At 33.6% G+C, this 15,740-nt stretch carries 15 protein-coding genes; 10 read left to right on the top strand and 5 right to left on the bottom strand.

Features of this window, described 5'->3' with window-relative positions:
• The 6 genes from ACJMLZ_RS06665 to ACJMLZ_RS06640 form a co-directional block, all read left to right on the top strand.
• Positions 1-397: MBL fold metallo-hydrolase RNA specificity domain-containing protein (locus ACJMLZ_RS06665; RefSeq protein WP_405304766.1), on the top strand; the 397-nt coding region annotated here is incomplete at its 5' end.
• A 14-nt stretch (positions 398-411) separates the two neighbouring features.
• A complete protein-coding gene (gene idsA, locus ACJMLZ_RS06660; protein ID WP_405304764.1) occupies positions 412-1,398 on the top strand; it encodes a short chain isoprenyl diphosphate synthase IdsA in 987 nt (328 codons plus the stop codon).
• A 501-nt stretch (positions 1,399-1,899) separates the two neighbouring features.
• The gene (locus ACJMLZ_RS06655; protein WP_405304762.1) at positions 1,900-2,265 is read left to right on the top strand and encodes a hypothetical protein; all 366 of its coding nucleotides are present in this window, start codon (positions 1,900-1,902) and stop codon (positions 2,263-2,265) included.
• 14 nt (positions 2,266-2,279) lie between these two features.
• The gene (locus ACJMLZ_RS06650; RefSeq protein ID WP_405304760.1) at positions 2,280-3,308 is read left to right on the top strand and encodes a molybdopterin-dependent oxidoreductase; all 1,029 of its coding nucleotides are present in this window, start codon (positions 2,280-2,282) and stop codon (positions 3,306-3,308) included.
• An 8-nt stretch (positions 3,309-3,316) separates the two neighbouring features.
• Positions 3,317-4,459, top strand: coding sequence for a Coenzyme F420 hydrogenase/dehydrogenase, beta subunit C-terminal domain (locus ACJMLZ_RS06645; protein WP_405304768.1), 1,143 nt, complete (start codon positions 3,317-3,319; stop codon positions 4,457-4,459).
• Between the two features lie 10 nt (positions 4,460-4,469).
• Positions 4,470-4,874, top strand: a complete 405-nt coding sequence (locus ACJMLZ_RS06640; protein ID WP_405304758.1) for a hydrogenase iron-sulfur subunit — start codon at positions 4,470-4,472, stop codon at positions 4,872-4,874.
• Between the two features lie 396 nt (positions 4,875-5,270).
• Here ACJMLZ_RS06640 and ACJMLZ_RS06635 read toward each other — a convergent pair whose 3' ends face one another.
• The gene (locus ACJMLZ_RS06635) at positions 5,271-6,092 is read right to left on the bottom strand and encodes a nicotianamine synthase family protein (RefSeq protein ID WP_405304756.1); all 822 of its coding nucleotides are present in this window, start codon (positions 6,090-6,092) and stop codon (positions 5,271-5,273) included.
• A 131-nt stretch (positions 6,093-6,223) separates the two neighbouring features.
• On the opposite strand from ACJMLZ_RS06635, the gene ACJMLZ_RS06630 reads away from it, so the two are divergent.
• Together ACJMLZ_RS06630 and ACJMLZ_RS06625 are read left to right on the top strand one after the other, a co-directional pair.
• Positions 6,224-7,009, top strand: coding sequence for an ADP-ribosylglycohydrolase family protein (locus tag ACJMLZ_RS06630; protein WP_405304754.1), 786 nt, complete (start codon positions 6,224-6,226; stop codon positions 7,007-7,009).
• A gap of 11 nt (positions 7,010-7,020) precedes the next feature.
• Positions 7,021-8,718: an ATP-grasp domain-containing protein gene (locus ACJMLZ_RS06625; protein WP_405304752.1), complete on the top strand. Its 1,698-nt coding sequence runs from the start codon at positions 7,021-7,023 to the stop codon at positions 8,716-8,718.
• A 6-nt stretch (positions 8,719-8,724) separates the two neighbouring features.
• Here the strand turns inward: ACJMLZ_RS06625 and ACJMLZ_RS06620 are convergent, their stop codons facing one another.
• Positions 8,725-10,104, bottom strand: a complete 1,380-nt coding sequence (locus tag ACJMLZ_RS06620; protein WP_405304750.1) for an MFS transporter — start codon at positions 10,102-10,104, stop codon at positions 8,725-8,727.
• Between the two features lie 69 nt (positions 10,105-10,173).
• Positions 10,174-10,959: a TrmB family transcriptional regulator gene (locus ACJMLZ_RS06615; protein WP_405304748.1), complete on the bottom strand. Its 786-nt coding sequence runs from the start codon at positions 10,957-10,959 to the stop codon at positions 10,174-10,176.
• A gap of 122 nt (positions 10,960-11,081) precedes the next feature.
• Between ACJMLZ_RS06615 and hcp the strand changes: the two genes are divergently transcribed.
• Together hcp and ACJMLZ_RS06605 are read left to right on the top strand one after the other, a co-directional pair.
• Complete coding sequence (hcp, locus tag ACJMLZ_RS06610; protein WP_405304746.1) at positions 11,082-12,389, top strand: hydroxylamine reductase; 1,308 nt, start codon at positions 11,082-11,084, stop codon at positions 12,387-12,389.
• 3 nt (positions 12,390-12,392) lie between these two features.
• Entirely contained in the window at positions 12,393-12,719 is a 327-nt protein-coding gene (locus ACJMLZ_RS06605; protein ID WP_405304744.1) for a cupin domain-containing protein, read from the top strand.
• Positions 12,720-13,595: 876 nt separating this feature from the next.
• Here the strand turns inward: ACJMLZ_RS06605 and ACJMLZ_RS06600 are convergent.
• Together ACJMLZ_RS06600 and ACJMLZ_RS06595 are read right to left on the bottom strand one after the other, a co-directional pair.
• Positions 13,596-14,408: a class I SAM-dependent methyltransferase gene (locus tag ACJMLZ_RS06600; RefSeq protein ID WP_405304742.1), complete on the bottom strand. Its 813-nt coding sequence runs from the start codon at positions 14,406-14,408 to the stop codon at positions 13,596-13,598.
• Positions 14,409-14,410: 2 nt separating this feature from the next.
• Positions 14,411-15,418 carry an aldo/keto reductase gene (locus ACJMLZ_RS06595; protein WP_405304740.1) on the bottom strand — a complete coding sequence of 336 codons (1,008 nt, stop codon included), beginning with the start codon at positions 15,416-15,418 and terminating at the stop codon, positions 14,411-14,413.
• Positions 15,419-15,740 lie beyond the last annotated feature (322 nt).

The raw sequence follows: 15,740 nt of genomic DNA, 5'->3' as shown, positions 1-15,740 counted from the left end.
TCTGCTTGTAACTACAGGGCACCAAGGTGAACCTGATGCATTGCTTCCAAGAATTGCAAATGGAAGAACTCCATTCAATATCAAAAAAGGAGACAATGTCATTATTTCTGCACCGATTATTCCAAATCCAACAAATGCGGCCAATAGGCATATTATGGAGAGAAGATTAAAATTAAAAGGTGCAAGAATTTATCCGAATGCTCACGTTTCTGGGCACGCTGGAAGGGAAGACCATAGGGAATTCTTACGCATGCTAAAACCGCAGCATATCATTCCAGCTCACGGAGACTTATCCATGCTTGCAGCATATGCGGAACTTGCCGAAGAGGAAGGTTACAGAATAGGCTATGATATTCATATTTTAAGAAATGCTCAGGCACAAGTTTTTAAAAGTTAGGAGAGGGATTTTAAATGAGTGATGTAAAAGAGGTACTTGGAAGTTATTCAACTGACATTACAAAAACAATTGAAGATGAATTGTCTACTATTGTTCCGGATAATCTTGCAGAAGCTTCAGTTTATTTGACAAAAGCTGGTGGAAAAATGCTTAGGCCGGCTTTAACATTGATTACTGCGGAGGCTGTTGGCGGTAATCGTGAAAGTGCTTTAAAATCTGCCGCTGCAATTGAGCTTATCCATACATTTTCACTTATCCATGATGATATAATGGATGATGACGATATGAGGAGGGGAATGCCTTCCGTACATAAGGTATGGGGCGAGGATGTTGCTATCCTTGCAGGAGATACACTATTTTCAAAAGCATTTGAAATAATTATTGGAACTGAAGGCACAACATCAGATCAAAACAACCAGGCTTTAGCTACCGTTGCCGATGCATGTGTAAAAATCTGTGAAGGTCAGGCATCTGACATGGGTTTTGAAGACAGGTTCGATGTGACTGAAGATGAATACATGGAAATGATTTTCAAAAAAACTGGTGCTTTAATTGCCGCTGCTACAAAAGCCGGTGCAATTATGGGCGGTGCTTCACAGGAAGTTATAGATGCAATGTATGAATACGGTAGATTGATAGGTCTTGCTTTCCAGATTCAGGATGATTACTTGGATATTGCAAGTGATGAGGAAACATTGGGTAAACCGATTGGTTCTGACATTGGCAAAGGAAAAATGACTATTATTGCAATCAACGGTCTTTCATCTGCCGGTGATGATTCAGAAAAATTACTTGAAATCTTAAAAGATGACAATAATTCACAAGAAGATATAGATTTGGCAGTTGAAATTTTAACAAAATGTGGGGCTATTGAATATGCTCGCACTTTGGCATTGAAATCTGTTGATGAAGCTAAAGAAGTACTTGAAATATTGCCTGATTCTTCATCTAAACAGGTACTTGCAGACATTGCAGATTTTGTATTGGAAAGACATTCATAACTTTTGTCTTTTCTTTTTTTATTTATTTCCATTAGTAATAATTTTTTATAAATTTGTATGTTTTATAGTAGTAATAATTTTAAAAAAAGTATTACTTTCTAAAACTTTCAAATTTTGGATATTTTAAACAATATTGTCTTATAAATAATTGTTTTACTAAAATATTTCTACATATTCAATAATTTATTATTTAGTTAGTATTGATAGATTTATTTTTATTTTAATAAATTTTTATTTGTTTTTAATTTTTTTTAAGAATTATTACTAATTTTAATTTAAGAATGCTTAATTTTTAATTCTTTTTAATATTCAATACATTTTTTTTTTAAAAAATTTAAATCCTTTAAAATCCTTTATTTGATTTTTAAAGTCCTAAAATCAAAAATAATACTTTAAAAATATTTATATAGTTATTACTTATTATAATAAAGTGGATTATTTAATTAATTTAGTTAATTGGATAATTTTAATAAAATTGTAATAAAATTGTTGGGGAGTAAAATGAAAATATATATGCAAAAGATTGGTATGATAAGACCGGATGTCAATCCAAAAAATTTAAGTTTAAATTTGGATATTGATTGGGCTGTTGAATATTATGATACAGATCAAAATCAAGTCAGATTTAACATAATTTTAAAGTCTTCAGAACATTTTCGTTTAGATTTTAAAATTGAGGGGGTTGTGGAATTATCTACTTTTGAAGAATTCATTCAGGATGATGTTTCTCAATTAATTTTCCATCAAGCATGTTCTGTTTTAATGAATATGATTTCATTGACTAGGGAATCAACTCATATTTTATCCAATCCAAAGACCATATCAGATTTTGGCAGTGAGCATATTTCAAGTACTCTTTTTAACTAATTTGGTGATGTATTATGTTAGAGATTAAACACACGTTATGCCCTTCATGTAGTGTTGGTTGTGGTATTAATGTTATTTTAGATGATGAGGCAGTTGTTGGAAGTTTTCCATATAAAAGGCACCCCGTTAATGAGGGTAAAAATTGTGCAAACGGAAGAAAATCAATAGAAAATTTTGCAAATAAAATTAATGAAGCAAGCATATCAGGTGGAGCGGTGGAATTAATAAAAGCAATCAATGAAATTTCTAAGGAAATTGATGCAAGCGATAAAGTTACTGTAGTTTTATCTGGAAATAACAGTTTAAAAGAAGCTGAAGCAATTAAATCATTCATTGATGAAAATAATTTTAGTTTACTGTTTTATGCTGATGATTTGAGAAACTTTGATGAAGTTGCGTCTTATGAGGAAATTGAGAAGGCATCTTCAGTTTTAGTGATCGGGGATATTTTATATGAAAACCCATTAATAGGAAGAAGAATTGTTCATGCAAAACAAAATGGAGCTAAAATCTTTTCTAATATAAAAGCTGAAAAATCTGTAACTGCTAACATTTCCGATGAAACAACTTCCGTATCAGTCCAAGAATTTTTAAATAATTATAAAGATAATCTCGATGAGTCATCAGTGATTGTTTTTAATACTGTTGATTCAAGTGATGATTTGGATAAAATTGAGGAGTTGGGTTCAAAAATATTGCCGGTATATAGTAAGACTAATACAAAAGGTGTTTTAAATATTGCAGATCCTAATTCAAAAGATGAAGTTCTCGAACTATTGGCTAATACTAAGGTTTTACTAGTATTCAATGATGATATTTTAAATGAATTTGATTTTGATTTTAAATCCATCTCTATAATTATTAGTTTATCAGCATTTGAAAATGACACCACAAAAGCCTCAGATGTTGTTGTTCCGGTCAAATCTTGGTTAGAATATGAAGGCTCTTTTGTAAACGCTATGGGTGAAAGTCAAAATTTTAGTCAGGTTATGGAATCTGATGCATTAAGCATTGTAGAGGTTATTGAAAAAATTAAAGGTTAATTGGTGTGATTTTTATGAGTTATGTTTTAGCTAAATCTAGTAATGATGAAATTCATAATGCGGGTGAATGCGGTGGTGCAGTCACTAGCATTTTCAAATATTTATTGGACGAAGGTCTTGTTGATGGAGTTTTAGCTTTGCGTCCTTGTGATGATGTTTATGATGGAATTCCAACATTGATAACAAATTCTGAAGATTTAATCGGAACTGCCGGTTCTTATCACTGTGCTCCAACCATGGTAGGCGATTTAATCCAAAAATACTTCGAAGATAAAAAAATAGCAGTATCAGTTAAACCATGTGATATAAGGTCAATTGATGAACTTATTAAGAGACATAAAATCAATCCGGATAATATCTACACAGTCGGTTTAAATTGTGGAGGTACAGTTGCTCCAATGCCGGGTAGAAAAATGATTGATTTATTCTATGAAGCGGATCCTGATGATGTCATTTCAGAAGAAATTGACAAAGGACAATTCATCATCGAACTTGCTGATGGAGGCGAAGAAGCTGTAAAAATCCATGAATTGGAAGAAAAAGGATTTGGTCGTCGTAAAAACTGTCAAAGATGTGATGTAAAAATCCCAAGAAAAGCAAATATCGCATGTGGAAATTGGGGTGCTGAAGATGGATGGACATTCATTGAAATTAATAATGAAAAAGGTCAGGAATTAATCGATGGTGCTAAAAAAGCAGGAATTCTTGAAACCAAATCTCCAAGCGAAGCAGCAATTGAAGGAAGATCCAAAGTTGAAAACATCATGATTAAAATGGCTAAGAAAAATCAGGATGCGACTTATCCGTCAGTTAATGGAATTGATGATTGGAACAGATGTATCAGTTGCTATGCTTGTCGTGATATTTGTCCTATCTGTTGGTGTTATGAAAACTGTGAACTCAATAAATCATACTTCGATGAAAAGGATATACCTCCTAGTCCTATAGCTTTCCAGGGAGTTAGATTATCCCATATGAGTTTCAGTTGTTGTGATTGTGGTCAATGTGATGATGTATGTCCAATGGATATTCCTGTTTCATTGATTTTTGACAAATTGCAGAAAAAATATTATAATAGAACTGGTTATGTAGCTGGAGTTTCAAATGATAGTAAACCTCCATTATACAGTCCAGATAAAGTGGAGTTATGAGGTGGTTTTGATGTCTGATGATTTAAAAATTGTTGGTTTATTATGTAACTGGTGTTGTTATGGTGGAGCAGATACTGCAGGAACCGCACGTATGCAATATCCTCCAAATGTTAGAATAATTCGTGTAATGTGTTCTGGAAGAATTAATCCGTCAATGATTTTCAAAGCATTTGAAGAAGGTGCTGATGGAGTGTTTGTAGGGGGCTGCCATATTGGGGATTGCCATTATGATGCAGGTAACTACAAATGGTCTAGAAGAGCAAAAATTGTTCAGGATATTATTGAAGAATTTGGCATTGAAAAGGAAAGATTCCGTTTTGAATGGATTTCTGCATCTGAAGGTGAAAAATTCCAGAAAACAATGGATGAATTCCATAAAACTCTCTCAAAATTAGGGCCATTGGAATTAGAATAGATTAAAAAAAATAGTCAGCCATATTGATTGTAGATAGCTATTAAAATAGCTATTTACTATCATATTTAATTGTTTTTCTAAGATTAGTGAGATGATTACTGATGTTAGAAAAATAGTTGAAATAGAGAATATTTTGACTATTTTTCATGTTAATTATTCTTATGTTGATAAATTCATCATTAGCCGGGTAATACTGACTGTTGGCATAACCAGTTAATATTGCTTTATTTTCTCCATCAATGTAGGATAATTAATAAAAAAGAGATTTGTATAAATTTTATATGGGTTTCTTTCACTGTCTACAATAGCTATTGAAGCAATCTCCTCTCCTCGATTCTTTAATAGCTATTTTTTTTAAAAATTTTCATGGTTGAAAATTAAAAGAAAAGAGGTTTTTTAGACTACTTTTCTTAGCAATACGCTTGTATTATTTGAATTTCCCAGTGGAAGCAACATTACTTCTTTGTGGAATCCTCTAAGAATTGTATCGGTTAGGGGAGCATAAAGAATGGCTCTCATACCGCTGTAGGTTCTAACAAGAAGCGGTGTTTTCTCATCAATAATTTCCCATACATTTGAAAATACTCTTTCTTTAGGCTCAGCAAATGCGGCAACCATCAATATATCAAAGTCAAGGTCTTTAAGTAATGTTTCATCTCCAACCAATATTTCGATACCGTCATCAAGACCTAGCTTTTTAATAACCTCTCTGGATAATTCGGCCACATCCTCCTGAATTTCAATGCCTATGCATTTACATCCGAATTTTTGCCTGAATAATATCAATGTCAATGGTAAAGGACCGCTTCCTACAAAAACAAAGGTTTTATCTTCATGCCAATGCGCTAATTTGGATTCATTGGTAAGTAAGCCTTGATATCTTTCATAGAAATGAAATTTATCTAAAGCCGCTTGAGGATCATCTGAATTGATTATTTCTTCTGCATTACTTGTTTCCAATCTGGCTCCGATATATAAATAGAACTTTCTAATTAGTTTTAAGGCCTGGTTCATTTTTTCATCATCTAGAATGTGTTTTGCTGAATCGAAATCTATAGTTTCGTCATGTGCAATAACTTCTATCTCATCTAACAATTTTTTTATTTCATCCAAATCCACGGAATTCAATGAAGAAAGGTCGTCCAGTGAATCAACACCGTAATTTTCTAATTTGTCAGCAATTTCTTCTATTTTTGGCCAGTATTTCCAACAACTCATATCCATCACTAATAACTTTTTATCGAAGTTATAATAAATAAACATTTAGTTTTTTTAAATTTTAATTTATTACTCCCTTTTTGTTTGAGTAATACTTAATTATATTTAATTGATAAGCACAAATTATTATTATGAAAGGAATTATTGGTGCTATCGCGGGTGATATAATAGGTTCAACAAGGGAATTCAATCAGATTAAAACAAAGGATTTCAACTTGTTTGAAAGAAGATCTATGTTTACGGATGACACTATCATGACATTGGCCGTTGCAAACTGGCTAATTAAGGATAAGGTCTCTAAAAAAGTATTGGTTGATGAGTTGAAATATTGGGGGCTGAAATATCCTAACGCGGGTTATGGCGGAATGTTCATTAATTGGCTAAGCCAGGATTCTCCTCAAGCTTATGGAAGTTGGGCAAACGGTTCTGCAATGCGCGTCTCTCCATGCGCTTGGGTTGGGGATTCCCTTGAGGAAGTACAAAACTTAGCTTATAAATCCGCTGCCGTAACCCATAACCATCCTGAAGGAATAAAGGGGGCTTTGGCTACTGCAGATGCAATTTATCTGGCAAGAATAGGTGCCAATAAAGATGAAATCAGGCAGCATGTTGAAATAAGGTATGATTATGATTTGGACAGGTCTGTAGATGAAATTCGTCCGTCCTATTCATTTGATGTTTCCTGTGCCGGAAGCGTCCCTGAATCAATAATCTGTTTTTTGGAAGCCAGAAACTTTGAGGATACAGTAAGAAATGCTGTTTCTTTAGGGGGAGATGCCGATACTCAAGCGGCAATAGCTGGAAGCATTGCCTCAGCTTATTGGGATGTTCCGAATGAAATTGCTTATAAATCTATCAATCGCCTGGATTATGATTTGTTAGATGTTTTAATTGAATTTGAAGAAAAATTTATTTGATGAGGGGTATTATGAGAAATATTATTGTTGTTGAGTGCATATCAACAGGGAAAAATTTTATTGAAGATATTATCAATAGGGGATATAATCCAGTTGTTTTGCATTTAAATGATTCTGATACTGAAGAAGGAAAGAAATTCGGGAAACATATTTTGGAGGAATATGAAGCAATTCCTTATGATTTTGAAATGATTTACGAGAAGGATACTTTCGAAGAAACTCTTGAAGAAGTAAAAAAGTTTGATCCTCTTTTGATTGTGCCGGGTAATGAAAGGGGAGTAATTTTAGCAACCAAGTTATCTCATGAGTTGAATCTTTTAGGAAATCCGATTGAAAATCTTGATGCAATGACTTTAAAGGATGAAATGCATAAAAGACTAGCCCAAAGGGGGCTCCGTTCAATAAAAGGAAAGGTTGTTCGCTCTCTTGAAGAGGCATTGGATTTTTATGATAGTGAAGGATTGAAGGAAGTTGTCATAAAGCCAGTTTATAGTGCAGGTTCTGCAAGCGTTAGAATCTGCATCGACAGGGCTGAGATGGTTGATTCAATCAAACACCTATTTGATAACGTAAATTATTATGGTGATCAAATTCAGGAACTTTTAATTCAGGAACGCATCAACGGCATTGAATACATAGTCAATACGGTAACACATAAGGGCGTTCATCGCGTTACTCTAATTTGGAAATATAATAAAGTCAGAACATCTGATGGAGCTATTGTTTATGATTCCTGTGAAACTGTAAACGAATTAAGTCTTGGCGAAGCTGAAATGGTGGAATATGCTTATAAAGTTGCAGATGCTTTGGGAATTCAATATGGTCCTGTTCATGGGGAATATATGATTGATGAAAATGGACCTGTTTTAATTGAGGTTAATTGCCGTCCATGCGGTGGAGGAATGCCTGCCAAATTTTTGGATAGAATTTCAGGTCAACATGAAACGGACAGTATTCTGGATTCCTATTTGAAGCCAGAAAGTTTTTATAATGAACTAAAGAAAAAGTATGAGTTATATGCTCACGGCACTTTAAAATTTTTCATTGTTCCCTTTGATATGGTTGCCCGTTCATCACCTATAGGTGATATGAGCAACAGATTAAAAGCGTATCATGATGCTGTATTAATTAGTGTTGACCAGTATGACATGTTTTTCCAAAAAACCGAAGACTTGAATACTGCCGCGGGATTTATTTTTTTAGTTCATGAAAATAAACATGAAGTGGATAAAAATTTAAACTTTTTAAGAGATGTTGAAAGAAATGCCTTTTCATTAATTCTAAGTGAAGATTCCGTCAATGTTAAAATTAGGGATGATGGGGAATATTTAAGTGAAATTAGGCCAATAATCGAGAAATCTTCAAGATATGGGACTGGACTATTTGTAACTGACCAATTTGCTGAAGATGTGAATATGGTGCAAATTAAATCTAGTGAATTAAATGATTTGAAGGGCAATTTTGACTTTGTTGTTATCAATTTAAATAAAAGTTTGTTTGGTAAAAATGAGTCAGATAAGGTTTTACTCATTTTAGATATCTTCTCAAAAGTCAAAACTGGGGGCTTGGTTATTATTCCAAAAAATACATACCAATGGTTCTCCAGTGGAAGAAAAGGTATTGAAGCTTTAATTAAACTTTTGGATTATAAGATAGAGCTTCCGCCTTATGACATATATGATGTTATAATCGCTTCAAGAAGAATATAGTTCTTTTCATCTTTTAATTTTATTGTCCGCTTTTATTCCAATTATTGATGTGATTATGGCAAAAACACATGCAATGCTGCAAACCGCAAAGATTATCTGTGAAGACTGTACAATCATATTGGAATAGATTGAAGATAATTCCAGATTGCCCATAATCCATGAGAACACTAATGTCAAAAGACCCAAGCTCATTGACTGGCCTATAGCTCTAGTTGCTAATTGCCCTGCAGATGCATAAGCAGCATCTTTTTCATCGACAGAGCTCATAACTGCATTTAAATTTGGAGATGAGAATAATCCAGTACCAAATGCCTGTAGGGCCATTGCTAATATAATGATATACAATGGGGTATTTTTATCCAAAAATGACAGGATAATCATGGAAAAAGTAGTTATTACCATACCAACAGTCGCGATTTTTTGAGGATGCATTTTATCTGAAAGTTTCCCGGCATATGGTGCTGTAATGGACATGACTATAGGACTTACAATTAATATAAAACCGGTTAATTCAGGATTAAACCCTTTTACATATTGGAAGTGATAATTGATTAGTGTTGTAAATACCATCGCAGCAAAATAACCAAACATTCCAGCCAGATTATATGCGGTAAACGCCTTAGTTCTAAATAAATCCACATCAAATACAGGGGATTTTTGTTTTAGTTCATATGAGAAGTATATTACTAGTATAATAATTCCCATAACCAGGGATATTTTTCCGGTTGTGGTAATCAATGCTGAAAATCCATAAATCAATAAAGAAATGCCGACCATGTATAGGACTGAACCAATCCTGTCAAATTTGTCATTTTCATTTGTTTTCCATTCGGGGGTTATTTTCATTTTAAGTAAAATTACACATAGGGCAATGAATATTATTGAAAAAATAAATATTGATCTCCATCCAAAGTTTTGAACTAAAAACCCGCAGATAACAGGAGATGCTGAAGTACCTAAGTAAACCCCAGTAATAATAATTCCTAAAGCCTTTCCCCTACTTTCTTTACTAATTGATAAAGTGATTATTGCTATTTCGCATACATTTACAAAAGCTATACCTATAGCCTGCACAATCCTTGAAATTAAAAAGGTTTCAGTTGAAAATGCAATGATTGATCCGATTAATCCAATTAAAAATATTGAATTTGCAATGCTTAATGTTCTTTTAAAACCATATTTGCCCGCAATCTGGCCGGCAGGAATTGTAAGCATTGTTCCAACTAATGTGAAAATAGTTAAGGTCCAATTTTGGGTAAGGTTACTCATTCCAAATTCTTTAGCAATTTCAGGAACCGCAAGAATCACTCCATTTAAGACAAACACTGTAAAAAATGAAGATATGAATGTGATGATTATCATATATTTTTCTATTTCGTTTCGCATAATTTACACCTATTTCCACATTTTTTTAGTTTAATCGTATACTATTTTATTATATTTATGATTGTTATATTAAAAATTTGATGTTTTAGATTTCTTTTTGATTTTTTGCAACTGATTCATAAAACGGTCGTCATAGTTTTTAGCTATTTCTTCATATTTGTTCCAGATTCCGATGGCGGTTTCGGGAATAACATTCCTTTTGTCTTCGGTAAATTTAGTGTAGGTGTGCAGCATTTCTTTTGAGTCGGCAATCATTACTTTAACAAAAGGTATGTCTGCTTTTTGAATATTAATGTCATTTTGCTTGAAAAATTCAATTATTTCAAATTTTTCATTGTTGATGTAACATGTGGGTGAGGCCAAAATATTGATTTCTAAATTACGTCTATGTTTAAAGGCTTTTACAAGCGCTTCTCCTTCACCTTCAAACAGAAATCCAATTCTCATATTGACGGTATTTTTCGCCCTTTTGATGATTTCCACTTCCTGATTAATGATTTTTTCAACACCATATATTCTCCATATGGGGGCCTGAACCTGACTCATTCCGTTTTCATAGACATTTGTTAGTCTGGTGATCGTGTCATCTAATTCGCTGTTAATCTTTTCTTTTTCAAGGCTTAAAACTTCAACAGGGGATTTTACAATGTAGGTTAAAGGCCGTCCATCTTCGATTTCAATAAAACCCTTTTCATACAATCCTTTCAAAACATCATATATTTTACTTCGAGGAATATTTGACTTTTCAGCTATTTCGGCAGCAGTTGACTCAATTAGTGAGGTGAGTGTTACATATGCTTGCGCTTCATACATTGTAAGTCCAATTCCTTTTAAAACTGATATATTCTCATCCATAATTATAATCTAGTTTTCATAATATTTAAAGTATTACTACTTTTCACCCTTGAATAGTGACAAAATGTTTATATACTTTTCAAATTGATTTATAATTAACAATAAAAAATGAGGTAATTAAAATGGCAGATGGATTAGACATGTTTTGTTATCAATGTTCCCAAACCGCTAAAGGTACTGGCTGTACTGTAAGTGGAGTTTGTGGTAAAAAACCGACAGTGGCAAGATTACAGGATAACTTGATCTTCACTATGAAAGGAATTAGTGCATACAACTACAACGCAAATGTTTTAGGCAAATTCAATCCAGAAATCGACGCATTTTTAACCAAAGGTTTGTACACTACACTAACCAATGTCAACTTTGACGTTGGTGACTTGGTTGCTTTAGCTTTAGAAGCAGGTAAAGTAAGTGTGGATGTTATGAGATTGCTTAAGGATGCACACATTGAAGCTTACGGTGAACCACAACCTGTTGAAGTAAAAGTCGGTGCACAAGAAGGACCAGCAATTATCGTTACCGGTCACGACTTAAAAGCATTGGAAGAATTATTAAAACAGGTGGAAGGAACTGACATTAAAGTTTACACACACTCTGAAATGTTGCCTGCCCACGGATATCCTGGATTAAACAAATATGAAAACTTGGCAGGGCAACTTGGTGGAGCATGGCATGATCAAAGAACAGTCTTTAAAAAATACAATGCAGCTATTGTTGGTACCAGTAACTGTGTACTGCCTGCACTTGATGCATATAAGGAAAGAATGTTCACCATGGATGTAGCAAAGCTTGAAGGAGTAAAAACCGTAGATGACTATGACTTCTCAGAAGTGATTGAATGCGCAAAATCCCTTGGCGGATTGGAAGCTGAAGAATTGACCACAATCACTACCGGTTGGAGTGCAGGAGCTATCGTTGAACATGCGGATGCAATCAAAAAATTAGTGGAAGAAGGTAAAATCAGAAGATTCTTTGTAGTCGGAGGATGTGACAAGGCAGCAAAACACAATGACTACTACAGGGAATTCGTAGCGAACTTGCCTCAAGACACCGTAATCTTAACATTAGCATGCGGTAAATACAAATTCAATGACCTTGACTTAGGCGACATTGAAGGCATTCCAAGATTATTGGATGTAGGTCAATGTAACGACACTATTGTTGCAGTTGATGTAGCATTGGCATTATGTGAATTGTTCGACATGGAATTAAATGACTTGCCATTAACTATTGTCCTCAGTTGGATGGAACAAAAAGCAGCTGCAGTACTTTGGGCATTGTTATACTTAGGTAAAACCGACATGTGGATCGGACCGGTTCTTCCTGCATGGTGTAACGAAGACATTATAAATGTCTTGGTTGAAAACTATAATTTGACTCCAACTACTGGAGATGCGATTGCAGATATTAAAACAATTATGGGGGAATAGTCTATGAGTGAGGATATTAGAGCAAAGGCTTTAGATATCCAGAAACTAGTCGACTATCAGGATGACACGGTTGTTAGTCGTGAATTAATAAAAAAAGAATTGGGGACTGTTACATTCTTTGCCTTTGATCAAGGCCAGGGATTGTCTGAGCATTCAGCACCTTTTGATGCAATGGTTCAGGTAATTGACGGTGAAGCGGAAATTACAATTTCCGGTGAAAAACATACAGTTAAAGCAGGTGAAATAATTATCATGCCTGCCAATGAACCGCATGCTCTTCAAGCTGAAAACAGTCCATATAAAATGATATTAACCATGATTAAATCATGATTAAATCAGATTTTAACAAAAATCATAATAATCACCTATGACATAATGTTGTAGGTGATTTTTTTTATGAACGATGAATATGCCCTCACAGAAGATATTCTTTTTCAATTTTCAATAGTTTCCATAAAAAACGAAGTCAAAGACGAGCTCTACAGCTATTTAGTCAAAAGACGGATTTTACAACTCACTTTTAAAAATACTTTTTTTCCAAATGTAACAGTAAAATTTTATTAAGTTTACAGAGAATGTTTTCACCAGAAATTTTCAAAACAAAATTCCCTAAAATTGACGATAATCCGTAAAATCAATGTTAAAAATTCGTTTAAAAAATAGTTATGTTAAAACTGCCCGCTTGATGCCTTACAAACAGGCAGCATTTACATGTCATTTTCAATTCGCAGAATTTACACACCTATAGAGCATTTTTTTGCGAATTTAATTAAAAGTCTAGAAACATCTGAAATCAGGTATGAAATCAATGAGATCTCCAAAATCTACATTCATCATGTTTTCACCTCCAGTCTATTTTATTGTGTTCAAATTTAGTTCAAATGATTAAATCTTTGGAATTGCTCAACCGCTTCTTCCCAAGTGCACATTATCTCATTTCCAATCAGTTTACAGTTCAACAGCCTTGTTCATCTAATGAATTAAATTTCTAGTCCAGCAATCAATCACAGTAATCACCTTGATAATTTTTTGTCATTGATGTTTTCAATTTCAATGAACACATCAAACCCATTATTTAGTTTATATAACGGCATATAAATAGTTTTTCGAATGTAAGCGCCCACTTGCATCTTAAAATGATTAAAAAAAGAATAATTAGTGTTTTTTTATGAAAATAGAATGTTTAAATACATAATGAAAAATTTTCTATTTTTTCCACCAAACCATTATCCAATCGGCTTTGTCTTTTTCATTGAATAATTTTCCAGTTTCTTCATTTTTGATAAGGACTTCAGCCAAATATTTTTTAAGCTCCTCTTTTTGACTGTCTGAGTACAAATCGAGTCGGAATTTACCGTTGTTCATTGCATCTTCAACACTGTCATAAATCTTGTAGTTTTTAAGGTCAAAGCGTTCAATGTTTGCATAGATTCCCATATTGAATAATATATTGAAGAAATAGTTGTAGTCCGGAAAGTCTTCTGTCTGTATGCCGAGCATTTTGTCAAAGTCCTTTTCCAATTTTTTGTTTTCAGGTCCGAAAATAGTTATGAAAACATATTTATTGGCAATTTTGTTTAATTCGGCTAATGTTTCTTCGATCGGTATGATTGCATTCAGTGACCTGGAGCAGACAACGACATCAACATCTCCGATTTCATCGTAGGTTATCTCTTCAATAGGCTTTAAGATAGTTTCAATGTTATCGATATTATTTTCTTCAGCTCTTTTTTTGAGGTATTCGAGCATTTTTGGTGATGAATCTATTCCAATGACCTTTTTTACTTTTTTGGCTAGAGGTACTGTGACTGATCCCTCACCGCATCCAACATCTAAAACGGTATCATTTTCACTGAGTATTAGCTTTTCAAAAAGGGCAGTGTTATAGTCTTCTTTATGGGTTCTTTTGTAAAATCCGGGTGCCGCTTCATCCCAGTTTTTCATGACTTTTGTTTCAAGTCTTTCAGCCCAGTAACTCGCCCAATCAACATCATCTGGATTTTCAATGCACTGTTTCATGTTCACACCTTTGTTTTCCCGCTTAAAACATTTTGGTAATCCTCATAGTTTTCCTTTAAAAGTTCCGGAATGCTTAATTCATATGGGCATTTGTCAACGCATTCATAGCACTCTACGCAATCCAGAGTTTTTTTCATAATTTCCTGGGTTTTCTCATCCAAATTAGGTTCTGTTGGAAAACGCCTAATCCATAGAGACATTCTGGCACATAGGCTGATATTGATTTCTTCAGGACAAGGCATGCAATAGCCGCATCCTCTGCAGAAATTGTCTCCAAGCTCCTTTTTATCATTCTCAATAATGGTTTTTAATTCATCATCTAAATGAGTGTTTTCGTCGTATGATATGAATTCGTTAAGCTCTTCAAGTTTTTGAATTCCCCATATAGGCAGGACATTGTCGAACTGATTTAAGAAAGCATAGCTTGCTTTTGAGTTTTTAATCAATCCTCCGCCCATAGCTTTCATTGCAATAAAACCAACGTCTAATTTTTTACATTTTTCAACAAGGTCAATTTCTTCCTGACCGCTTAAATAGGAAAATGGATATTGTAAAGTTTCATAAAGGCCGGAATCAAGTGCCTCATGGGCATGTGTGATTTTGTGGGTTGTAATTCCAATATGCCTTATCATACCTTTGTCTTTTGCTTCAAGCATGGCTTTGTATAAGTCATCTTCCTCTTTGGGACAAAATGAGATATTGTGGAACTGGTAAAGATCAAGGTAATCTGTTTTCATGCTTTTAAGTGAAGTTTCCAAATCACTCCAGAAGTCATCTACAGTTTCTGCCCCGCTTTTACTTGCAAGATATATTTCTTCACGAACGTCACTCAATGCACGACCGATTTTTTCTTCACTGTCAGTATAGAAATGCGCTGTATCATAAAAGTTTATTCCATTCTCATAAGCTGTTTGGAGAATTTCAATCGATTCGTCCATTGTGCATCTTTGGATTGGTAGGGCACCAAATCCATTTTTGTTTACTTTTAAATTAGTTTTTCCTAGCCTCATTTTAAAAGTCCTCATAAAAGTTCAATGGTTTCTAGTAATTAAAGAGTATTTTAATAATTTTCATTGTTTGCTATTAATTATATATTTCCTATGATTATTTATTATTGCGGTTATTTCAGAATCAATTTTTTACCAACCACCTCAACTTTAAATCGATTATCCGGTGGAACGACAGTATCCTGTTTATCATATTATATGCTAAGTTCTCAGGTAGATTTACAATTATTTTTTTCATAGTTAAGATTTTCATAGAAATTAGTTGTTTAACTGGTATTTAATTCTTTATATATTGAAGTAGGTATTTATTTAAGTCTATGGAATT

Origin of the sequence: Methanobrevibacter sp., assembly GCF_045126245.1 — an archaeon.
In the GTDB taxonomy this organism is placed as follows: domain Archaea; phylum Methanobacteriota; class Methanobacteria; order Methanobacteriales; family Methanobacteriaceae; genus Methanocatella.
Note: the sequence above shows the minus strand (reverse complement) of the source record. Positions and strands in the feature narration are given on the sequence as shown.